General features: G+C 41.7%; 21 protein-coding genes and 9 tRNA genes. 24 read left to right on the top strand and 6 right to left on the bottom strand.

Translation table 11 applies throughout. The annotated features are described in order from the left end of the window. Positions 1-95 precede the first annotated feature (95 nt). The 13 genes from L870_RS0110005 to L870_RS0109940 all read left to right on the top strand — a co-directional run bounded on the left by L870_RS0110005 (position 96) and on the right by L870_RS0109940 (position 9,215). The gene (locus L870_RS0110005; RefSeq protein ID WP_028518026.1) at positions 96-3,212 is read left to right on the top strand and encodes a DEAD/DEAH box helicase; all 3,117 of its coding nucleotides are present in this window, start codon (positions 96-98) and stop codon (positions 3,210-3,212) included. Between the two features lies 1 nt (position 3,213). Next, positions 3,214-3,615 (top strand): (deoxy)nucleoside triphosphate pyrophosphohydrolase, encoded by a 402-nt coding sequence (locus L870_RS0110000; RefSeq protein WP_028518025.1) that lies wholly within the window; start codon positions 3,214-3,216, stop codon positions 3,613-3,615. Between the two features lie 29 nt (positions 3,616-3,644). Further along, positions 3,645-5,126, top strand: a complete 1,482-nt coding sequence (locus L870_RS0109995; protein ID WP_028518024.1) for a tyrosine-type recombinase/integrase — start codon at positions 3,645-3,647, stop codon at positions 5,124-5,126. 352 nt (positions 5,127-5,478) lie between these two features. Then, on the top strand, positions 5,479-5,703 hold the full coding sequence (locus L870_RS0109985) for a helix-turn-helix domain-containing protein (RefSeq protein ID WP_028518023.1): 225 nt from the start codon (positions 5,479-5,481) through the stop codon (positions 5,701-5,703). Positions 5,704-5,715: 12 nt separating this feature from the next. Further along, positions 5,716-5,802, top strand: a tRNA-Tyr gene (locus tag L870_RS0109980). A gap of 104 nt (positions 5,803-5,906) precedes the next feature. After that, positions 5,907-5,980: transfer RNA gene (locus L870_RS0109975), tRNA-His, on the top strand. A gap of 3 nt (positions 5,981-5,983) precedes the next feature. Next, positions 5,984-6,069: transfer RNA gene (locus tag L870_RS0109970), tRNA-Tyr, on the top strand. 36 nt (positions 6,070-6,105) lie between these two features. After that, positions 6,106-6,182: transfer RNA gene (locus tag L870_RS0109965), tRNA-Glu, on the top strand. Positions 6,183-6,278: 96 nt separating this feature from the next. Then, positions 6,279-6,373: transfer RNA gene (locus tag L870_RS0109960), tRNA-Ser, on the top strand. Positions 6,374-6,604: 231 nt separating this feature from the next. Further along, positions 6,605-7,117 carry a P-loop nucleotide/nucleoside kinase family protein gene (locus L870_RS0109955; RefSeq protein ID WP_028518022.1) on the top strand — a complete coding sequence of 171 codons (513 nt, stop codon included), beginning with the start codon at positions 6,605-6,607 and terminating at the stop codon, positions 7,115-7,117. Next, on the top strand, positions 7,114-7,743 hold the full coding sequence (locus L870_RS0109950) for a hypothetical protein (RefSeq protein ID WP_028518021.1): 630 nt from the start codon (positions 7,114-7,116) through the stop codon (positions 7,741-7,743). Before L870_RS0109955 ends, L870_RS0109950 begins: the two co-directional genes overlap by 4 nt. Before the next feature lies 1 nt (position 7,744). After that, positions 7,745-8,248, top strand: a complete 504-nt coding sequence (locus L870_RS0109945) for a DUF2262 domain-containing protein (RefSeq protein WP_028518020.1) — start codon at positions 7,745-7,747, stop codon at positions 8,246-8,248. A 97-nt stretch (positions 8,249-8,345) separates the two neighbouring features. Beyond that, positions 8,346-9,215, top strand: coding sequence for an AraC family transcriptional regulator (locus tag L870_RS0109940; protein ID WP_028518019.1), 870 nt, complete (start codon positions 8,346-8,348; stop codon positions 9,213-9,215). 57 nt (positions 9,216-9,272) lie between these two features. Here the strand turns inward: L870_RS0109940 and L870_RS0109935 are convergent, their stop codons facing one another. Then, positions 9,273-9,746 carry a GNAT family N-acetyltransferase gene (locus L870_RS0109935; protein ID WP_028518018.1) on the bottom strand — a complete coding sequence of 158 codons (474 nt, stop codon included), beginning with the start codon at positions 9,744-9,746 and terminating at the stop codon, positions 9,273-9,275. 182 nt (positions 9,747-9,928) lie between these two features. Next, the gene (locus L870_RS0109930) at positions 9,929-10,378 is read right to left on the bottom strand and encodes a GNAT family N-acetyltransferase (protein ID WP_009983429.1); all 450 of its coding nucleotides are present in this window, start codon (positions 10,376-10,378) and stop codon (positions 9,929-9,931) included. Positions 10,379-10,561: 183 nt separating this feature from the next. Here L870_RS0109930 and L870_RS0109925 point away from each other — a divergent pair, with 183 nt between their 5' ends. Beyond that, a complete protein-coding gene (locus L870_RS0109925; protein ID WP_028518017.1) occupies positions 10,562-11,182 on the top strand; it encodes an MBL fold metallo-hydrolase in 621 nt (206 codons plus the stop codon). Positions 11,183-11,233: 51 nt separating this feature from the next. Here L870_RS0109925 and L870_RS0109920 read toward each other — a convergent pair whose 3' ends face one another. Then, positions 11,234-11,731: a methylated-DNA--[protein]-cysteine S-methyltransferase gene (locus tag L870_RS0109920; protein ID WP_028518016.1), complete on the bottom strand. Its 498-nt coding sequence runs from the start codon at positions 11,729-11,731 to the stop codon at positions 11,234-11,236. A gap of 7 nt (positions 11,732-11,738) precedes the next feature. Next, positions 11,739-12,629 (bottom strand): Fic family protein, encoded by an 891-nt coding sequence (locus L870_RS0109915; protein ID WP_028518015.1) that lies wholly within the window; start codon positions 12,627-12,629, stop codon positions 11,739-11,741. A gap of 446 nt (positions 12,630-13,075) precedes the next feature. Here L870_RS0109915 and L870_RS0109905 point away from each other — a divergent pair, with 446 nt between their 5' ends. From L870_RS0109905 to L870_RS0109875, 7 genes are all read left to right on the top strand, one after another. Further along, positions 13,076-13,306 (top strand): helix-turn-helix domain-containing protein, encoded by a 231-nt coding sequence (locus L870_RS0109905; RefSeq protein WP_028518014.1) that lies wholly within the window; start codon positions 13,076-13,078, stop codon positions 13,304-13,306. 33 nt (positions 13,307-13,339) lie between these two features. Next, a tRNA-Gln gene (locus tag L870_RS0109900) sits at positions 13,340-13,413 on the top strand. Between the two features lie 101 nt (positions 13,414-13,514). Continuing rightward, positions 13,515-13,588, top strand: a tRNA-Cys gene (locus L870_RS0109895). A gap of 5 nt (positions 13,589-13,593) precedes the next feature. Continuing rightward, a tRNA-Phe gene (locus tag L870_RS0109890) sits at positions 13,594-13,669 on the top strand. Further along, a tRNA-Gln gene (locus tag L870_RS0109885) sits at positions 13,670-13,744 on the top strand. Between the two features lie 27 nt (positions 13,745-13,771). Further along, a complete protein-coding gene (locus L870_RS0109880) occupies positions 13,772-14,818 on the top strand; it encodes an RNA ligase family protein (protein ID WP_037271728.1) in 1,047 nt (348 codons plus the stop codon). A 1,097-nt stretch (positions 14,819-15,915) separates the two neighbouring features. Further along, positions 15,916-16,428 carry a hypothetical protein gene (locus tag L870_RS0109875; protein ID WP_028518012.1) on the top strand — a complete coding sequence of 171 codons (513 nt, stop codon included), beginning with the start codon at positions 15,916-15,918 and terminating at the stop codon, positions 16,426-16,428. Positions 16,429-16,594: 166 nt separating this feature from the next. Here the strand turns inward: L870_RS0109875 and L870_RS0109870 are convergent, their stop codons facing one another. Next, positions 16,595-16,786, bottom strand: coding sequence for a hypothetical protein (locus tag L870_RS0109870; protein ID WP_028518011.1), 192 nt, complete (start codon positions 16,784-16,786; stop codon positions 16,595-16,597). A 101-nt stretch (positions 16,787-16,887) separates the two neighbouring features. Then, the gene (locus tag L870_RS0109865) at positions 16,888-17,190 is read right to left on the bottom strand and encodes a hypothetical protein (protein ID WP_028518010.1); all 303 of its coding nucleotides are present in this window, start codon (positions 17,188-17,190) and stop codon (positions 16,888-16,890) included. Positions 17,191-18,021: 831 nt separating this feature from the next. On the opposite strand from L870_RS0109865, the gene L870_RS0109855 reads away from it, so the two are divergent. The 3 genes from L870_RS0109855 to L870_RS19310 are packed head-to-tail and all read left to right on the top strand — an operon-like array spanning position 18,022 to position 20,223. Continuing rightward, the gene (locus tag L870_RS0109855) at positions 18,022-18,708 is read left to right on the top strand and encodes a hypothetical protein (protein ID WP_028518009.1); all 687 of its coding nucleotides are present in this window, start codon (positions 18,022-18,024) and stop codon (positions 18,706-18,708) included. Further along, positions 18,705-20,024, top strand: a complete 1,320-nt coding sequence (locus L870_RS0109850; RefSeq protein WP_028518008.1) for a radical SAM/SPASM domain-containing protein — start codon at positions 18,705-18,707, stop codon at positions 20,022-20,024. Before L870_RS0109855 ends, L870_RS0109850 begins: the two co-directional genes overlap by 4 nt. 19 nt (positions 20,025-20,043) lie before the next feature. Beyond that, complete coding sequence (locus L870_RS19310; RefSeq protein WP_155250180.1) at positions 20,044-20,223, top strand: hypothetical protein; 180 nt, start codon at positions 20,044-20,046, stop codon at positions 20,221-20,223. Positions 20,224-20,246: the final 23 nt, after the last annotated feature.

The following is a 20,246-nucleotide window of genomic DNA, read 5'->3' as shown; positions in this document are numbered from 1 at the left end:
AAAATATATTGCAAGTTGCAGCAAAATATGTTATAATATTACAAATAGCTGCTGCTCGTTTAACTAATATTAGCAATCACTACGGAGGTGCCCCTATGCTCAGACCAGGACTGTACGAACAAGTTATCAACAAAGACCTGTCAGGCGAGCTTGACGAGAGCCGTCAGCTTATCGACAAACGCAATATCGACAAAGCGGAAGCTCCGCAGGTGCTGGCAGGGTATCTCTCTGAGGTCATTGAGAAGGGACTCTCACGGCTTGCAGGTGATGATATCGAAGGTCAGCTAGGACTTGCCAACAGGATAGTTTCGGCAGTCACAGAGCTCACAGGTGACGAGGAATTCGATGGTCTGAGCGTAGATGAACGTGCGGAACAGCTCCTTGCAGTTGCAAATATGCAGAACAATGCTGACGCTATGAAGCGCCGTATAACTATGACACGCCCCGAAACTTCCCTTGCATCAAGCTCATTGTTCACAGGTGCAGGTCACGAACCGCAGATGATGACTGAGCTGAAAAAGGAAATAGTTTCCGCTGACATGATTGATATGCTTGTATCTTTCATCAAGTGGAGCGGATTGGTGCTTATCATCGACGAATTGCAGGAGTTCACGGCTCACGGCGGTCAGCTTCGTGTTATCACAACTTCTTATATGGGCGCTACCGACGTGAAAGCAGTGGAGGAACTGAGCAAGCTGCCCCACACCGAGATAAAGGTCTCCTACGACACCGAGCGCACAAGGCTTCATGCGAAGTCCTATGTTTTCTACCGTGACACTGGCTTTACTACGGCTTACGTTGGCTCGTCGAATATGTCCAACGCTGCCATGACAAGCGGCCTTGAATGGAACCTGAAAATCACCGCACACGACCAGCCTCACACTATCCGCAAGATAAATGCGACATTTGAGAACTACTGGAACAGCACCGATTTTTCCATGTATTCTCCCGATGACAAAGTGCATCTGATGCAGGCTCTGAAGGCCGAGAAATACCACGGCGACCAGAGCGATTACAGCTTTGATATACGTCCCTTCTCCTATCAGCAGGAGATTCTGGACAAGCTGACTGCCGAGCGTGAGATACGTCATCACTGGAAGAACCTTGTTGTCGCCGCAACGGGTACAGGCAAGACTGTCATTTCCGCATTTGACTATAAGCGCTTTCGTCAGGCAAACGGACGTGCAAGGCTTCTCTTTGTGGCGCACAGAAAAGAGATATTGAAGCAGAGTATAAAATGCTTCCGCGGTGTGCTCCACGATGCGAATTTCGGCGACCTGTGCGTTGGCGGAATCGTTCCTGAAAGCCTTGAAAACCTGTTCATTTCCATTGAGTCTTTCAACTCTCAGTCACTTGATAAGATAACCTCTCCCGACTACTACGATTTCATCATCGTGGACGAATTTCACCACGCTCCCGCAAAATCATATCAGCCTTTGCTTGAATACTACAAACCGAAGATACTTCTCGGTCTGACCGCAACTCCTGAGCGTATGGACGGCAAGAGCATACTGCCGTATTTCGATGACAGGATAGCTGCGGAGATACGTCTGCCCGAGGCCATAGACAGGAAGCTGCTGTGTCCTTTCCATTATTTCGGAGTGTCCGATGATGTTGACCTGCACGATATAAAATGGTCTCGTGGAGGTTATGACAGGACTGCGCTCTCAAACATCTACACGGGCAACGATATGCGTGTTATGCTTATCCTGAAAGAGCTTAACAAGTACGTTGCGGACATGGACAAGGTCAAGGGACTGGGCTTCTGTGTGTCGAAAGAACACGCAGACTATATGGCTCAGCGTTTCAATCAGAACAATATACCGTCCATCGCTCTGACCGCCGACAGCAAAAAGGACGAGCGTGATTCGGCACAGCGTAATCTGGCGAACGGTGTGGTAAAGTTCATCTTCACCGTTGACCTGTACAACGAGGGCGTGGATATTCCCGAGGTCAACACGGTAATGTTCCTGCGTCCTACCGAAAGCCTGACTGTGTTCCTGCAACAGCTTGGACGTGGACTGCGTCTCAGCGATGGCAAGGACTGCCTGACAGTACTGGATTTCATCGGTCAGGCTCACATGAAGTATAATTTCGAGAGCAAATTTTCGGCACTTCTCGGCAACACTCAGCGCAGTGTCAAGGACGAGATTGAGAACGGCTTTCCACTGCTGCCGAAGGGCTGTTATATCAAACTTGAAAAGCAGGCGCAGAAGTACATTCTCGACAATATCAGTCAGGCTGTTGGCAACAAGAGCGCCATTGTAAAGCGTCTTGCGAATTTCACCGAGGACAGCGGAAAAGCGCTTACTCTTGCGAATTTTCTTGACTACTACAATCTTGATATCAGTGCTATATACGGCACTAAAAACAGCTTTGCAAGACTGTGTGTGCAGGCTGAGGTAAAAGAAAATTTCACCGAAGATATTGAAGAAGTCATTACAAAAGCACTGCCCCGACTTTCATACATCGACTCACATCGCCTTATAGAACTTGTGATAGATTATCTCCCAAAGATTGGCAATTACAGCATTGACGATTTCGACGGTGTTCAGCAGAGAATGTGGCAGATGTTACAGTTCACAATATGGCAGAAGTCCTACGAGGACTGCGGTTTCAGCGACCTGCTTGAGGGCTTCCGCAAGATATCAAAGTCGCCTGTGATGCTCGCTGAGATACTTGAGCTGATGTACTACAAGTACGACAAGATAGACTTCATCGACGAGCCTGTGCAGGTGGACTATGACTGTCCACTGGACGTGCATTGCAGTTACACGAGGGACCAGATACTCGTTGCGCTGGACTTCATGAAGCCTGATACCGTCCGTGAGGGCGTGAAGTATCTGGAGGATAAAAAGACTGACCTGCTGTTCGTAACGCTCAACAAGTCGGACAAGGACTATTCACCCACTACGATGTACAACGATTATTCCATCAACAGCGAGCTGTTCCACTGGCAGAGCCAGAGCACAACAACTCCTGAAAGCAAGACAGGTCAGCGCTACATACATCATCGTGACATGGGCACAAACGTGATGATATTTGTCCGTGAGTTCAAGAGCAATAAGCTGGGTGCTGCGCCTTATACCTTCCTCGGACTGGCGGACTATGTGAAGTCGGAGGGCTCGAAGCCTATGAATGTTGTGTGGAAGCTCCGCAAGCCTATCCCTGCGAAGTATCTCAGGAAAACTAATCAGTTGACGGTGGGATAATATGAAAACGATAAAAGTTGTCGCAGCTGTGATATGCGATTCACTTCAAGCAAAGACACGCATATTTGCAACTGCAAGAGGATATGGCGAATTCAAAGGTATGTGGGAATTTCCCGGCGGTAAAATCGAACCCGGTGAAACTCCTCAGCAAGCGCTTGTGAGAGAAATCCGTGAGGAGCTTGCAACTGAAATAAAAGTGGGCAACCTTATTGACACGGTAGAATATGATTATCCTGCCTTTCATCTGTCGATGGACTGCTTCTGGTGTGAGGTGGTCAGTGGTGATTTGGTTCTGCTTGAAGCTCAGGAGGCACGGTGGCTTACCAAAGATGAGCTTGACAGTGTGAAGTGGCTGCCGGCGGATATGGGACTGGTGGAGAGGATACGTAGAGAAATGATGTGAAAATTATAGCAATAAAGAGGAGTGCATTTATGCAAGAACTTATTAAAGCAGTAAAGAAACGAATGAGCGAGCTTTCTAATTTAGGTGAAGAAAATATTAAGAATCATGTTGTAGTACATGTTTTTCTCAAGGAACTTGGATATGACCCTGATAATTGGGACTATGAAGAGGCTATTTATGAAGGTAGAGCAGACATCGTTTACAAGATAAAGAATGAACCATTGTTTATTGTTGAGACAAAGGGACAGAAAAAAGGTAGTCAAACCACTAATATTGATTTGGCAGAAAAAGATGTGAAACAACTTTCTGATTATCTTAATTCTCATAAACCTGTAATTGATTGGGGCTTGCTCACAAATGGAACAAGATATATTCTTTTGAATAATAGTATCGAAGGCGAAATCCCTGATAGAATAGTGTTTGATATCTCTATTGATAATACACACGATAAAGCCTATATGAAATATTATTCTTATGAAAATCTGTTTGTTAATAGAACAACGCAGTATTTTGCTGATATAGCTCAATATAAAAGCTATGCAAAAATGGATGGAACATTAAATATGAAAAATTGGGCTGTTTATAAAAGTACACTTTTCCGTTTTTTTAATTATTATGCTAAACAAAATGATTATAAGATAATAAGTAAATCTCCACATGAAGTTTTGTCAAGGATACACCCTGAAGATCTTATGGGATTTGTAAATGATAATTCCCAAAATCGAAATTCAGGAAGACGTGTTACATCAAAAGAAACAATGAAAAACTATTATTCTTATTTATCATCCTTTTTCAAAACTCTATCAGAACATTCTTATGTTAATAATCAAAATTTTTCACAGGGTAGAGATTTTTCGCTGTCTGGAATAAAAGAGACTGCTAAAATAAAATCCGAAAACTATCTTAATGAAGAAAGATTTACAGAAGCATTAGCTTATTTATATTCTTCAAAAACTAATTACAGAGATATTGCGGTTTTTTTGCTTTGTGCATATTATGGATTAGAACGAAACACCGTTCATAATCTAAAGTGGGATGATATTGATATTAATAAGAAGAGCATGATTGTTAATGGTAGACAATGTGAAATGAATGATTTATTGGTATTATGCTTTGATAATATAACGAAACAGAATAAAGCTAATAAGAATAAATCTGAATATGTTTTTACATCATGTATTGGTGGTAAGTATAAAAAAGTCAACGAGGCTACATTAAATGATATTTTTAATAAGTTAAAGAACGTCAATATTAGCGAAGAATTATGGACGTTCTTTTCGCCACAATATGTGCGCAATTGTTTAATATATAGATTGTTTGAGACTGGTTTTTCATTAGAACAGATTATTTACTATACCGGAGTAGATATTAAGAAAATCTCAAACTATATTTCAAGTGATATAATAATTGAAGAAGGTAAGAAAAGATATAATAACGGTATGAAACATAACGCAATTCATCCATTCAAAAGTGTTGTTGATGAATTCTATAAATCTATAACATCAAAATGATTATAGTATACCCACGGTTTACTTGCTTTTTCCAAAAAGCTATGCTATAATACAAGTGAAATCAGAACAGAAACGCTCGAAAGCGACCTCTGTAAAAAGAATTATTACGAAAGGAGTTACCCGAAATGAGACAGTTTACTATGATCTATCTGTATAGCGAACACTATGAAGAAAGTTTCTATCACGAGAGTGAAGAGGCTCTATTTGTGCTGCATACAGATAAACGTAGTGGATAGTCATTTCGGAGAGCACTTTCTTTGTGTTGTGATCCATACAAATGATAAACACCGTCTGTATGTAAGCAGGCGGTGTTTTTGTTTTTATCATAATACAGAGAAAGGAGTTGCTCACGATGCCGGTGATCGACGTAAAGGCAACAGGAAATAATATCAAGAATATCATCAGATCCAAAGGCTTCAAAATATCCGATGTACAGGCAAGATGCGGTTTCAATACTCCACAGGCGATATTCAAGTGGATGCGTGGGGACGCCGTTCCTACTATTGATAACCTGATAATACTTGCGGATATGTTTGATGTGCCGATAGATAAGATAATAATCGTCACCAGAATATGAGTGACGATATATGGGTAAGTGCGCCGAATTGGTGAAGGCAGCGGACTGTAAATCCGTGACATAGAAACGCTGTAGGTTCGAGTCCTACCTTGCCCACCAGCAGGGAGCCCCTGCGGGCTTTTCACGTTGACGCTCGCTGGCTCGCTTACTCCGTACAAATGCGATAGTCTGCTTTCGCTTACGGAGAATATTATAAATTTATGGTGGTCGTCGTCTAATGGAAGGACGTCAGATTGTGGCTCTGAAAATGAGAGTTCGATTCTCTTCGATTACCCCACATGGGCAAGTATGCATAGTGGCGATTGCAGCGGACTGTAAATCCGTGACGTAGAAACACCGTAGGTTCAACTCCTACCTTGCCCACCAATAATAATCTCCGCCAGTTTCTGAGCGGAGACACATGGCGGATTCGTCTAATCGGTCAGGACGAGAGGCTCTCAACCTCTAAATGCCGGGTTCGAGCCCCGCATCCGTCACCAGCGGGGAGCCCCCGCTGGCAGTTTCGCGGTTCAGCTTTTATGAGCCACTAAAATCTTCCGCGCATTTAGCCTTGCGGAAAGTCAAGATCTATACAAGGTCGCATAAGCCTAACTGGTAAGGCAGCAGTTTGCTAAACTGTGAGTAATCGGGATATTCCGATGTCTGAGTTCAAGTCTCAGTACGACCGCCAAAAGCAAAGCGCAGAAAATGCACATTACTATGTGTTGTTGTATTATTTGCAACAACTGAAAAATGAACCGTTGCAAAAAACGCAACAGTTCCTGCTAAAATGAGTTGTCGCATATTTTGCGATAACTGACAACAGCTCCCGTCCAGATAGAGACAGGAGCTGTTTTTTATTGAAAAACTCCCCCGAATATGATATAATTATGGAAACTATCAGAAAGGAGCCGCGGCTACTATGATAATACTGATAACAGGCGCTTCGCATACAGGGAAAACGCTTCTCGCGCAGAAACTGCTTGAAAAATACAAGTACCCTTACCTGTCTATCGACCACCTGAAAATGGGGCTTATAAGAAGCGGTCAGACCGAGCTCACTCCCTATGACGACGACAAGCTGACGGCATACCTCTGGAATATCCTGAAAGAGATGATAAAGACTGCCATTGAAAACGAACAGGATCTCATAATCGAGGGCTGTTATATTCCCTTTGACTGGAAGAACAGCTTTGACGCCGACTATCTGTCGCAGATAAAATACATCTGCCTTGTTATGAGTGAAAGCTACATAACCAGCCATTTCAGTGACATTGTCAGCTTCGGGAACGCTATCGAGAAAAGGCTCTCCAATGACATCAGTATTGAGGATATAATACAGGAAAATCAGGAATATCTCCGCGGCTGTCTCAGTTACGGACTTAACTATTTTCTGATAAATGACGAATACGATTTGGAAAGGTGCTGTATATGAGCAACCCATGGGAAGAAATAAGTCTTGACGACTACGAAAAGCACATGAGCCTTGATTCTGTGCGGCAGCTTCAGGCACTCGATTCCATAATGAAGGAGCAGTTCGCCGCCTATCCTGTGGAGACTGCGGCAGTTCTGGGAGTTGCAGGCGGAAACGGACTTGAACATATCGGCACCGACAAGTTCCGCACAGTCTACGGTGTGGACATCAATGCGGACTACCTCAGCGCGGTATCTCAGCGATTTACTCAGCTCTCGGGAGTTCTGGAGTGCCTGCATATCGACCTTATAAACGAGGCAGAGAAGCTCCCACAGGCACAGCTTCTGATAGCGAATCTGCTTATTGAGTACATCGGCTACGGAGCGTTCCAGCGAGCCGTTTTGCAGACCGCTCCCTGGTACGTTTCCTGCGTGATACAGATAAACACCGACGTGGAGCAGTGGGTGTCGGAGTCGCCGTACCTGCGAGCTTTCGACAGGCTTGACGAGGTTCATCACCAAATGGAGGAAAAGGCACTCACGGCTGCCATGAAGGAAATAGGCTACTCGCTGATATTGCAGAAGTCCGAACCGCTCCCCAACGGCAAGGCACTTGTGAGGCTGGATTTTAAGAAAAACGAGGTGTAATATGTCATTTTTATCGAAATTATTCGGCAGTAAAAAGCCTGAAAGAGAGCTCAAAGTCATTCACGACAAATACTGTGATTTTACCGATGCAGACGACGTTTCAGAGTACAAAGGCACAGTGAAATGGGACAATTATGATTGTGACATTTTGCTTGATATTGATGAATACCCAAGCGAGAACCCAACCATTGAAAAATCACTCGCCGTGTTCCATATGCTTTACGAAAATATGGAGGAATGGGACAGAAAGGTCAAGGAGTGTGCCGCGGCTGAATTTATGGACGAAAACGGTATGGTCGAGATATGGGGCGACGGCAAAGAGGACAATGTTCCGCCAATGCCAAAAGAAAAATTCATAAAAGAGATTGCTGTTTTTGAAATACTCATTACAAACAATGGCGAGATAACATTCAGGATACCTGCTGACGGCTTGTTCACTGACCATGAGATCGTGATTGAAGCCAAAAGCACCGGTGAGATACTGTCCTGTTCACTTGCGGGATAAACCACTATAAATCCGCCTGACACCAAAAGCCACAAAATATCAGGACAGCAAACTCCCACGATGTTATAATGAAATCACACTAAAGGAGGGAAAACCAATGAACTTAGCCACAGGTATTCAGAAAGCTATCGACTACATCGAAGTGCACATCACCGACGAGCTTGACATGGCGGAGGTCGCAAGGCAGGCGGCTTGCTCGCCCTACTATTTCCAGAAGATATTCGGTATACTGTGCGGTATCACCGTAGGCGAATACATCCGTAACAGGCGGCTCACACTTGCCGGCAGTGAGCTTATGAAAACGGACGTAAAGGTCATCGACACGGCGCTGAAATACGGCTATGAGTCTCCCGAGAGCTTCACAAGAGCGTTCACACGCTTCCACGGCGTAACGCCTACTGAGGCAAAGCGTGAGGGAGGTAGGCTTCGTTCATTTTCCCGTTTCAAGGTGCAGATCATTTTGAAAGGCGGTAATTCCATGAATTATAACATCGTTAAAAAGGACGCATTCACAGTGCTTGAAAAGGTTGAGCAGCACACAGTTGTTGGTGAACAGAACAAGAACACTATCCCCGAATTCTGGGGCAGAGCCAAGTCCGACGGCACTATCACAACTCTGCTTGAACACGCATCGGACAGCACTTTTATCTACGGTACCTGCTACGGCAACGGTCACTCCAATGCCGAGACCTTCGACTACGGTATCGCCGTGGAATGTGCTCCCGATACTGTTGCTCCCGAGGGCTTCCGTGTGAACACTATCCCTGCAAGAACGTGGGTAGTGGCAGAGTGTACAGGTCCCATGCCCGAGGCTATACAACAGCTCTGGCACGAGCTTTGTGCGGAGTTCTTCCCCACATCGGACTACACTCCCACCTACGAAATGGACATCGAGGCTTATCCCGACGGAGATATGCTGTCCCCCGACTACAAAAGCCAGATATGGATTCCTGTTGTAAGTGAATAAAACGCACGTACAGTTTTGCCCCTGAACGTTTCAATTAACGCTCAGGGGCATTGTGTTTTATTCTGCTGTTAATATCTGCTTTTCCAGAACGAACCGAGCAAGCTCAACATTACCGTCTGTTTCGGTGGATACTATACGGAATCCGCATTTTTCGGTATAGAACTTAACATTTTCTTTCTTGTCCACAGGTGTTACTAAAGTTATCTTCTCCCAATCCTCATAAAGAGTCTTTACGAACCTAACCGCTTGTGTACCTATTCCTTTTCCCTGATACTCAGGAACAATGCACAGGCAAGTGATCTCATACACTCTCATTTCCTGCATTTTACAGGAAACGCACCCAACAGGTTTATTATCGCATAGTATGATATATTTCGGATTATCTCTTATTGAAGCTTCCATCATTTCTATCGTTTTACCATAACCGGGACAAGCACCAAATCTCCTGTAATCGCTGTAAAATGATGCGTTATAGATATTTACCAGCATTTCCGCATCTTCTGTTTCAGCTTTTCTGTATTCTATCTTCACAGTTTATCAGCTCCTTGATCTCCGATTTGTATTAGTAAATTATAGCATCACTGCCGTGTCAATAAAACACCGCTGTGCGGAGTTCTTCCCCTGAACGTTTCAATTAACGCTCAGGGGCATTGTATTTGTTTATGCTGCGGAGATAAATCAGTATTTATGTGAGAACCTAAATTAAATGAAGTTCACTTTCTCGTCTTCCTGTAAAAAACAAAACCGTCCTCTTCTTTTATGATCTGATACCCTAATTTTTCGTAAAAAGCGTTTGTCCGTACATTCCAGCTTGGAGTGTCAAGATCAAACTCCGCGGCAAATGGATAGTTCTTTTCTATGCACTCCATTAAACGAATTCCATAACCTTTTCTATGATAGACGCTGTCGATGAAAATTCTGCCAATGTACACACTGTTTTTTGTTTCATCCGGGAATATGACGGCTGCTCCCACAATATCTTTTCCTATCATTGCTTGATACAAATGCCCCTCTTGAGCCATCTGTTTATGCCATTCTACCGAATCATATCCGGGCGGACAGTCACCTTTTGCACCGCCGACATTTACGTCTGTTTCAAATGCTCTGACAGATATATCTACAATTGTTTTTATCTGGTTTTCTTCTGCTGTAACAATATACATTCTACTTCCTCAATCGTCTTACAAATCTCGATTTATATTAGTAAACATTATACCATAGCATCACTGCCGTGTCAATAAAAGCTCTATAATACACAGGTTTTATATGAACATCGAGAAATTGCTTGCTATTCCCGATAATATGTGTTATAATTGGAAAAATAATTTCCACAGGGAGGTCTCACCATGCTTGATTTCATAACCATAAACGAACACAGCAGTATCCGCGTTGACGAAGGAAAGATCATTTACTCCGATCCGTATAACATCAACTGCGCACCGCACGATGCTGACATTATCCTCATCACACACAGCCACTTCGACCACTACTCCCCTGATGATATCCGCAAGGTGATGAAGTCCGACACTATCATCGTCTGTCCGGACACTGTAAACGAGTCGAAGGAACTTGGTCTGACTGTGAAACAGGTCTCCGCAGGCGAGAAGTTTGAGGTCCTCGGTATCAGATTTGAGGCTGTTCCTGCGTACAACATAGGCAAGCCCTTCCACCCCAAGTCCAACGGCTGGCTGGGATACATCATCGACAGTCCCGACCACGGACGCATTTACATTGCAGGCGATACGGACATCACTCCCGACAACAAACAAGTGAAGTGTGACATTGCTCTTATTCCTGCGGGAGGAACTTACACTACCGATGCTTTACAGGCTGCGGAGCTCGCTAACACTATCCGTCCGAAGTACGCGATACCTATCCACTACGGAACAGTCGTAGGAAGTCCTGCTGACGGTGAGAAATTCCGCAAGGCTGTTGACAGCGGCATAGAGGTAGTTATAAAAATCTGATGATAAATATCGTGAACAGTAAGAAGGCAGCCATTGCGGCTGCCTTTTTCATTATATTTCGTACTTCTCAAGTTTCAGAAGGGCTGTCTTTTTATCCAAACCGCCTGCATAGCCTGTCAGATTGCCGTCCGCTCCGACAACTCTGTGACAGGGAATTATTATCGAGATAGGGTTATGTCCCACAGCGCTGCCGACTGCCTGAGCCGACATATGCTCAGCACCTTGCTGATTTGCGATGATATTTGCTATCTCGCCATAGGTCATTGTCTGTCCGTAAGGTATCGTAAGAAGTATGTCGTACACTACCTTTCGGAACGGCGTTGTGTGCAGACTTATAGGCGGAGTGAAGCCCGGCTCTTTTCCGCCAAAATAAATATCGAGCCAGTTGCAGGTCTGCGTAAATATCGGCAGCTCTGCTTCGGTGCTTTCCGATATGAGCTTATGGGGAAAGTATTTCTGCCCGTCGAACCATAAGCCTGTCAGTGTTTCACTGTCACTGGAGAGGGTGATACCACCGAAGGGAGAGGTATAGTGAAATGTGTTACTCATGCTTTCATCACTCCTGATATCTGATCTGAAAATAATCAAGATAAGCCTTGAAACGGTCCTGTGCAGTCAGCACTGTATCCGTCAGCCAGCCACGTTCCTGTTCCCAGTTCTTTAGTCCGCGATAATAGAACATCTTCAGATCGTCGGATATGATAAATGGAACTATATCGTGACTCAGGCACTCCTTCAGCATTATAAGCCTGCCGACTCTGCCGTTGCCGTCCTGAAATGGATGTATGGATTCAAACTGATAGTGGAAGTCAATTATATCTTCAAGTGTGATCTCTTTCAGGTCGTTGTACTGTGATACGAGCTTTTTCATTTGTGCAGGCACTTCATCGGGAGCAGCAGTCATTTCGCCGCCGACTTCATTAGCGAACTTCTTATACTTGCCAACTGCAAACCATTCCTTTCTGCTGTCGGAGGTACCTGTTTTCAGCATCTTGTGAAGCTCCTTGATAAACGCCTCTGTTAAAGGCTTTTCTGCGTTCTCAATAACATAGTCGATACAGCGGAAGTGGTTGACCGTCTCGACGATATCGTCAACGTTGACAGCTTCATTTTCAAAGCCTAAGGTGTTGGTCTCGAATATATATCGCGTCTGGTCATGGGTGAGCTTGCTTCCCTCAATATGGTTGGAATTATAGGTCAGCTCGATCTGTAACTTGTGATAGATACCGCCGTGCTGATTGCTGCTTTTCTGCTCTCTGAGAACCTCAAGCAGTGTCTCTGGACGTTTCAGTTTTCGGCGTCCCGGTCTGACAGCATCGGCAGGGATTTTCCATGTTTTGCCGATAAGGACAGCGCCTTCGATGCGTCTTTCCGCACAGTAGTTGCGGACTGTACGCTCGGATATCCCCCATAATTCAGCCATTTCAGCTACGCTTCTGTATTCCACGGTATCACCTCCATAGTTCTATTATATCATATTATCGGCAAGAAATCAATGATAATGCATAGAAATTCTTGCCGATAAAAACTATACCACAGGTTTACTTGACATTTCCGTAATGCCGTGATATAATGATGTCAACACAAGGGAAAAGCTCCCGGAATTCTTACTAACGAAAGGGTGAAAACAATGAAAGCTATCATGAACAACGCTATGTCTGCATACATTTGTGCTTTTGATTTCCAGCAGTCAAGCTATTTCTTCCAGCAGGAGGATAATGGCTCAGTTTTGCTGCGCACAGGACAGAAAAGTGCTTGTTCGGTCATCCCAAAAAGGTGAGCAGAGATAGTGTTGCATTGTAAACCATCTTCTGATAGAACATAGCCGTCTGTGTGCAGTATCAACTCACACAGGCGGTTTTTATTATTCTATTCAGAAAGGTGGTTATTTTTATGCCTATAGCAGCTCCGACTATCGATATGATAGCAACAGGCGCAAACATCAGAGCTTTGATAAAAGGCAAAGGACTCAAGGTGTCCGATGTACAAACAGTATTCGGCTTCAACACACCGCAAGCGATATTCAAGTGGATGAGAGGAGACGCTATGCCCTCTATCGACAACATAGTCATACTGGCACATATACTTGATGTGCCTATTGACGAGATAATTATAACTAATTAGACACTCCCGCCCATGTCGGGCGGGGTGAGATAATTCCGCTTCGTCTAATGGTAGGACATCTGCTTCTGACGCAGAAGATGTAAGTTCGATTCTTTCAGCGGGAACCAACGCAGAGCGGGCGCGCGTAGTTTCGCGGTTCATTTTTTCTGATTCGCAAATTATTTCCGCACATTAAGCCATATCTGATTTGCAACATATACACAACGATGACTGTGTAGCCAAGTGGAAAGGCAATGGACTGCAACTCCATGAGCGCAGGTTCAAATCCTGTCACAGTCTCCATTATTGCCTCCGTAGCTCAGCCGGTAGAGCGCAGGTCTGAAGAACCTGGCGTCGCAAGTTCGACTCTTGCCGGAGGCACCATTCCGTTTCGTCTAACAGGCAGGACATCGGTCTTTGACTCCGATAATGGAAGTTCGAGCCTTCCAACGGGAACCACAAAAAACTATGAAAGGAATGATTATTATGAGCAGAAAATTAGCAAGCATACAGCGTATCTGGAAAATAGAATCGATTGAAGGCGCTGACAGGATAGAGCTGGCTTATGTTCTTGGCTGGCAGTGCGTAGTAAACAAGGGACAGTTCAAGCCTATGGACTTAGCCGTATATTTTGAGATAGACAGCTTTCTTCCAATACGCCCCGAATATGAATTCATGAGAGCGTCCAGCTACAAGAACACCGACATTATGGGCGAAGGATTTCGTCTTAAAACGCAGAAATTCCGTGGACAGGTATCTCAGGGACTTTTGCTGCCTATAAGTATATTCCCCGAAATACCGACTGATATTGAGCTTGGAGCAGATGTTACCGAGATACTCGGAGTCCGCAAGTGGGAGATAGAGGAGCGTGCTGCCTCCGGCGGAACCATCATCGGAAACCTGCCGAGAAGTATTCCTCATACCGATGAGACAAGAGTGCAGGCTGCACCTGAGCTCATAAAGGAGTTCACAGAACTTGAGTACTACATCAGCACCAAAATGGACGGCAGTTCCCACTCTATCAGCATAGATGAAGACGGTTTCCATGTTACAGGTCATAACTACGAGTACAAGGATGATGGCAACAGCGATTTCTACAAGCTTGTCAACGATCGCGGCTACAAGGAAAAACTCGAAGTATTTATGGGAAAAGAAGGACTTACTTCTATCACCGTACAAGGGGAGCTTTGCGCTCCGGGTATACAGCAGAACCGTCTGAAGCTCAAAAGACCTGAGTGGTATGTTTTCACTGTAATGGAGAACGGCAAGCGTGTAGGACTTGAAAGAATGCTTGAAATATGCAAGGAACTGGAGTTAACAACTGTTCCGATAGAAGAGGTCGGTACAGACCTGCCTGCTAAATACCCAACCGTTGAAGCTCTGCTTGAACGAGCAGACGGCAATTATCCCAACGGCGGTAAAAAAGAGGGCATCGTCATACGTCCGACTGAGCCTGTATTCAGCAGCAATATCGGCGCTGAACTGAGTATGAAGGTGGTAAGCAACAGGTATCTGCTGAAAAATGATGACTGAAATCCAATTCAACCATTTATTGGTATTCTGAAAATTTCAATAATATTTCATGATTCTCTTGATTTTTGCTTCGAAATTGTGAAGAATACAATTTCGAGGCGATAATCGTGATTTTTACATCAACTCAATTTGATAAAAAACACAGCAGCTCCGTTCGGGATTTGCCCGTATAATCAGAGCTGCTTTGGTCATTTTTTTCGGTAGAGACGCGCCGATTCAACCACTTATTTACCACTTATTGGCACTGAAAATCGCTTAAAATCACTTGAAGATGCTAAAAGTGAAGCCTCAAAAATCGCCGAAATACAGCCATTTTCGCATTTTACTAAAAGCTGCCGAAAGGCTCGGGATTTTTTCAATTCCCGTACGGGTCACTTCACATAAGGCTCCTAAATGACGATATATCGTTGTTTGGGAGTTCTTTTTTTACCCTGATAGGCTTGAAGTCCTTTATTTGTCCTTTATACAGCTTTTGATTGTCCTTTGCCGTCATCGTGCTTTTTGAAGGCAAGAACCGAAGCTATAGCTTCACTTGCCCTTGCCTGAGCCTGATTAAATACATGACAATATAGCAGTATCACGAACGGAATATTCAGGATCGGTTTTGGAATAGAAAAAAATGATATAGACAAATTTAAAATTTTGGACACAGTATTTGGCTATGAAGAATCAGATAATAATACAGATGGATTCAATTTTTCAGACGATTAAAATTTTGATGATTAATTTGTATAGGCTGGGAATATTCATGGAAATTACCTGCATATTTTATAAATAGAATTTTTAGGATATTTTAGCTGCCTGTGTTAAAAATGAATAATATTTTCAAAGCCTTGACTTCTTCGCGGCTGTATGATAGAATAAAGTTAACATAAAATGAAGGGAGTGACTGTCTGAGCTTGAATGAATATTGGTACGTTTTTTAGGGGCGTACTATGTCCATTCGACTCAGGCAGCCGCTTTTTGTTATATCTGAGACTTTTCCACTCAGGTCTGCGGGTCACAGAGAGATGCTGCTTATCATAAGTATCGGAAATAAGGAATATTATTCCGCACGGCTGTACCCTCACATCACAGAGGGAGATAGGAGAAGTTTTATGGATAACAAAAACGAGATCACAGGCAGAAACATTATTGTCAGCGACTTCGAGGTTGCTCCGTATGACCCTGACGAGTATGAGTATATGGGTGATCAGAAGTGCCATGGTCAGCTCATAGTTAACAAACAGGAGAAAACTATTACCTTCAGGCATATATCAGGCACTTTTCCGATTTTTTATGTTATTCTGACTGCTATGTCAATCAATAAGAACTGGTTCAGAATCGGTGATGCAGAAGAATGTGAAAAGAAATATGAGGACTATATGATTCTGATTAGGGACATACCTGCTGCATATTACATTGCTCGCACCGGTGAAAACGGACTGCCTGTTATTGAAAAAGAAATTGAGAATGTGCCCTATTTGAATGACGCGAAAGAACTGACCCTGACTGAAAAGGAATATTATCTTCTTGCAAGTGTGCATTTTATGCTTCATTTTACTTCAAGCGAGCTTAATAGGGCAAAGAAGCGTTTTATAAAAGAATGGGAGTTCAGATTTATCAAATAATGCCAACTTGCGCATCTAATAAAAGACTGTAAAGATCAAAGCTCGTCCGATTGGACGAGCTTCTGTTATATCAGATACGTTTTAAAAATAATTCTTCTCTAAAAACTATTTTACACTATTTTTTTCTTTTTCATTTTGTGCATCTTTAAATTTCTTTTTTGCGGCTTTAAGATAAAGGATCATCAATATCAAATATAACCATCCATATTTTGATTATAAATAATAAAATTGCCAATCCAACAAATCCTAATGTTACATACCATAAGATTTTATATAGCATTTCAAATTCTTCAAACAAGCCTCTTGCAAAAAATATAATGAAGGCTGTTATTAAACTTCCGAATGCACATTTTAACATAAAATCACGCACCTCTATCCTGATTCATTTATACTCTTTTTCCGTTATTTCTCCAACAATCAAAGCAACTATTTTTACATTATTTGGCTTTCTAATTACCATCAGTCATCGTCCTTGAAGCAACCTAATCGTCCCTTTGGGTCACACATTGGGTAACCCATGCCGAGTGATCTCTCAAACTTCCTTTCTTCTTCCCTTGCTTCCCAACCGGCTGCGTATTCTATACTATCCTCAAGCTTGATTTTTTTGATCAGATCATCATAATCTGACTTAATTTCATTAGCATCGTATCCGAGTAATGATATCAGCGCTTCAGCTTTTTTATTGTCATTTAAACTCTTTTTGAGCGCTTTAATAAGTCTTTTGTAATCACCGTTTTCTATATTCTTTTTTCTTCCAAACATAATAATACCTCCATAAAACTTGCAACAGAGTATTAATCATCAAATCTGCCATTTGCAGCCAACAAGCAAAATCTCATTTTTGTAAAATGAATACGGGCACGGTCAAATGATATTATGAAGTTCTGCTGCGTGAGCTCTTTAACATTCTTGTGTTTTCTCTTAATTTTCGATTTGTACTTTACTCATGTTATTCACCGCCTAATACTTAATTTCAGTTTGTACCTGAGGCGGAGGCACAGCTTTTCCTTGTTCAATGCAGTTCTGACACGGACTTATTATTGTACCGCTTTTCTGCTTTTGGTTTTTTACAGGACATTTTTTGCATTCCTTGAATAAATACTGTGAACCAAAAATACTCTTCATACATCTCACCCCTATATTTGATATCGCAATATTTTTTTGAGATTTAGTACACGTATCAGTTGGATAGTTTGCTTTGCCTGATTTATATTGACATCTCATGCACTTCTTATATACTATTTTAACATGATTTAACAACAAAATATACGTTATTTTGTTAACATTGCGGTGAAACACTGCTTTTGTAACCTTGTACAATCAGGAGAAGTTTTCTTTGTATATTATTTGAGGGCAACAGGCTATAAATCGTCATATTCTATTTGTTTTATACTTGCCGGATATATCCACACCGACTACTCACCCTGACTGATACCTGCCTATCAAAAATTTTTGGTATTCTCTGACAATGCATATACATTCCATTGTTTATATTATACAAAAAGTTTAAATCACTATTGACAAATAATGTGATTGATGCTATAATCAACTTATACAAACAGTTTGTTTTGGTGAATTGTAGGAGGCGATAGTATGGCTAATGATTTAATAATTAGTGGCAAAGGCACTGTAATTTCAGGATCATATAATTCTGTCAAAATTTCCGGAAAAAGTGACGGATGCGGCGATATTTCAGCTATAGATTACCAGGCAAGCGGTAAGACCTGTATAGACGGATCTTTGAATATAGAAAAGAAAGCTTCATTATCCGGAAAAAACGAGTATAATAATATTACATGCTGCGATCTTGACGGAAGCGGTAAATTAAAAGTATTAAGCAACATTCTTTGTAAAGATACCATGTTTTTTTCAGGTGCTTTATCGGTTACAGAAATAACCGCTAAAAGCTTTGAGTTTTGTATCGGCTCTCATTCTAAAGTTGCAAACATAAAGGCTGATACAATAAAAATCACAAAAGGCGAGAATAATTTAAAAAAATTCGCAAAAGACAGACCGGGAATAATTGATCTGAATATTTTTGGCTTCAAATTCAAACATGAATTTGATTTGGATAAAATGAGCGATAACGCAGATGAAAATGCTGTATTAGAATCAAAAAGCATTATGGGTAAAGATATTAATATTTCATGTACAAATGCAGATGAAGTAAATGGTGATAATGTAATAATAGGCTCGGGTTGCCACATTAAAAAAGTTTTTTATCGGGGAAAATATTCATGCGACAGTTCATCTTCAGTTGAGGTTGTAGAGAAGATATGAAATATTCATTTTATAACAGCATAATAATAGTTAATGAAAAAAAATATCTTTATAATTCTTTTTCAGGTGCATTAATCGGTTTAGATGATAAAACAAGTGAAAAATTAAGAAATGCTGATACTAATGAAAAATTCGATGAATCGTGTTTTTTAGATGATGAATTATATACATTAAAAAAATGTTCTGTAATTGTTCCCGACGAATTGAATGAAATAGAAAAATATCTGGAAATAAAAAAAGCAAAAATCGAAAATGACAAAATTTTCAGATTAACAATAGCCCCAACTTTGAATTGTAATTTCAGATGTCATTATTGTTTTGAAGAGCATCAGAATAAAAAAATGTCAGCTGAAGTTCAGGATACCCTTTGTAAATGGATCAAACAGGAATTAACAGATAATAATTATTCAGCTTTATCTGTTACATGGTTTGGCGGCGAACCATTAATGTGTACTGATACGATCATTGACCTCTCTGCCAGATTTCTCAGGATATGTGATCAATTAAGAATTAATTATTTTTCTTCAATTATCACAAATGGCTATTTATTGAATAGTATTGATGCTAAAGATTTTATTGCAAAATGTAAAATCAATACAATGCAAATAACTATAGATGGAACTGAAGAGATCCATAATAAACGAAGAATCCTTTATAAAAGCAATATTGGAACATATAATGAGATTATTAAAGGAATTAATTCTATATCCTCCTGCGATTGCAAGATCAAAATAAGAATCAATCTTGATAAAGCTAATAATCACATTATAAAGGAAACCTGTAATCAATTAAAAGAAAATATCGTTGATAAGCATAATGTTTATCCGTATCTCGCTAAGCTTTTTTGCATGGACGATCTGAATGCAGGACTTGAGGACAAACTCCTGCATAATGAAGAATACATTCAAGCAGCTATTGGTTTTTCAAATTTTGCCAAAGAAGCCGGATTTAATGTTAGTGAAAAAGTTTTTATCCCCAAATTAAAAATCTGGTTTTGTCCTGCACCATACGGACATTCAAAAGTAATTGATCCTGACGGATATATTTATTATTGCTGGAACGACATTGGCATAAAAGAATATAGCGCAGGCTCGATTTTTATGGAAGAAAATGAAGAATTTAAAAAGCAAGCTGCGCTATGGAAAAAATATGCTTATGAATTCCATGAAGATTGTATAAAATGCAAGTCATTTGTAACTTGTGCAGGTGGATGTGCAAGAGAAAAGGTAAGGGCAGACAAAAATTATTCCTGCGATGACTATTCTATTTGTTCTGATATGCTTGTAAAGAACTATATTGCTTCGATTGAGCCTTAAAAATAGGGAGTGATCATTTATGGAAGTATTAATTGAAGGCAAAATGTTGTATACCGGATCAGAAGGTATATGTGTAATTGATGGCTGCGGAATAGACGGATGTGGAATAGATATATGCTCAGCTGACGGGTGTAATCCAGACTTTGGTGTAGAAATTCCGGACGGTTGTTGCTTTGACAGCTGTTGTATAGATCATTAAAACATATTTAACAGCTGTACAAT

The sequence above is a fragment of the Ruminococcus flavefaciens ATCC 19208 genome, assembly GCF_000518765.1.
Taxonomy (GTDB): Bacteria; Bacillota; Clostridia; order Oscillospirales; family Ruminococcaceae; genus Ruminococcus; species Ruminococcus flavefaciens.
The sequence above is the reverse complement of the archived record's forward strand: the minus strand, read 5'-3'. Positions and strand labels throughout refer to the sequence as shown.

Bases quoted from the DNA above. Each gene is read 5' to 3' on its own strand.
- L870_RS0110005 (WP_028518026.1), top strand. From the start codon at position 96: ATGCTCAGACCAGGACTGTACGAACAAGTTATCAACAAAGACCTGTCA.
- L870_RS0110000 (WP_028518025.1), top strand. From the start codon at position 3,214: ATGAAAACGATAAAAGTTGTCGCAGCTGTGATATGCGATTCACTTCAA.
- L870_RS0109995 (WP_028518024.1), top strand. From the start codon at position 3,645: ATGCAAGAACTTATTAAAGCAGTAAAGAAACGAATGAGCGAGCTTTCT.
- L870_RS0109985 (WP_028518023.1), top strand. From the start codon at position 5,479: ATGCCGGTGATCGACGTAAAGGCAACAGGAAATAATATCAAGAATATC.
- L870_RS0109955 (WP_028518022.1), top strand. From the start codon at position 6,605: ATGATAATACTGATAACAGGCGCTTCGCATACAGGGAAAACGCTTCTC.
- L870_RS0109950 (WP_028518021.1), top strand. From the start codon at position 7,114: ATGAGCAACCCATGGGAAGAAATAAGTCTTGACGACTACGAAAAGCAC.
- L870_RS0109945 (WP_028518020.1), top strand. From the start codon at position 7,745: ATGTCATTTTTATCGAAATTATTCGGCAGTAAAAAGCCTGAAAGAGAG.
- L870_RS0109940 (WP_028518019.1), top strand. From the start codon at position 8,346: ATGAACTTAGCCACAGGTATTCAGAAAGCTATCGACTACATCGAAGTG.
- L870_RS0109930 (WP_009983429.1), bottom strand. From the start codon at position 10,378: ATGTATATTGTTACAGCAGAAGAAAACCAGATAAAAACAATTGTAGAT.
- L870_RS0109925 (WP_028518017.1), top strand. From the start codon at position 10,562: ATGCTTGATTTCATAACCATAAACGAACACAGCAGTATCCGCGTTGAC.
- L870_RS0109920 (WP_028518016.1), bottom strand. From the start codon at position 11,731: ATGAGTAACACATTTCACTATACCTCTCCCTTCGGTGGTATCACCCTC.
- L870_RS0109905 (WP_028518014.1), top strand. From the start codon at position 13,076: ATGCCTATAGCAGCTCCGACTATCGATATGATAGCAACAGGCGCAAAC.
- L870_RS0109880 (WP_037271728.1), top strand. From the start codon at position 13,772: ATGAGCAGAAAATTAGCAAGCATACAGCGTATCTGGAAAATAGAATCG.
- L870_RS0109875 (WP_028518012.1), top strand. From the start codon at position 15,916: ATGGATAACAAAAACGAGATCACAGGCAGAAACATTATTGTCAGCGAC.
- L870_RS0109870 (WP_028518011.1), bottom strand. From the start codon at position 16,786: ATGTTAAAATGTGCATTCGGAAGTTTAATAACAGCCTTCATTATATTT.
- L870_RS0109865 (WP_028518010.1), bottom strand. From the start codon at position 17,190: ATGTTTGGAAGAAAAAAGAATATAGAAAACGGTGATTACAAAAGACTT.
- L870_RS0109855 (WP_028518009.1), top strand. From the start codon at position 18,022: ATGGCTAATGATTTAATAATTAGTGGCAAAGGCACTGTAATTTCAGGA.
- L870_RS0109850 (WP_028518008.1), top strand. From the start codon at position 18,705: ATGAAATATTCATTTTATAACAGCATAATAATAGTTAATGAAAAAAAA.
- L870_RS19310 (WP_155250180.1), top strand. From the start codon at position 20,044: ATGGAAGTATTAATTGAAGGCAAAATGTTGTATACCGGATCAGAAGGT.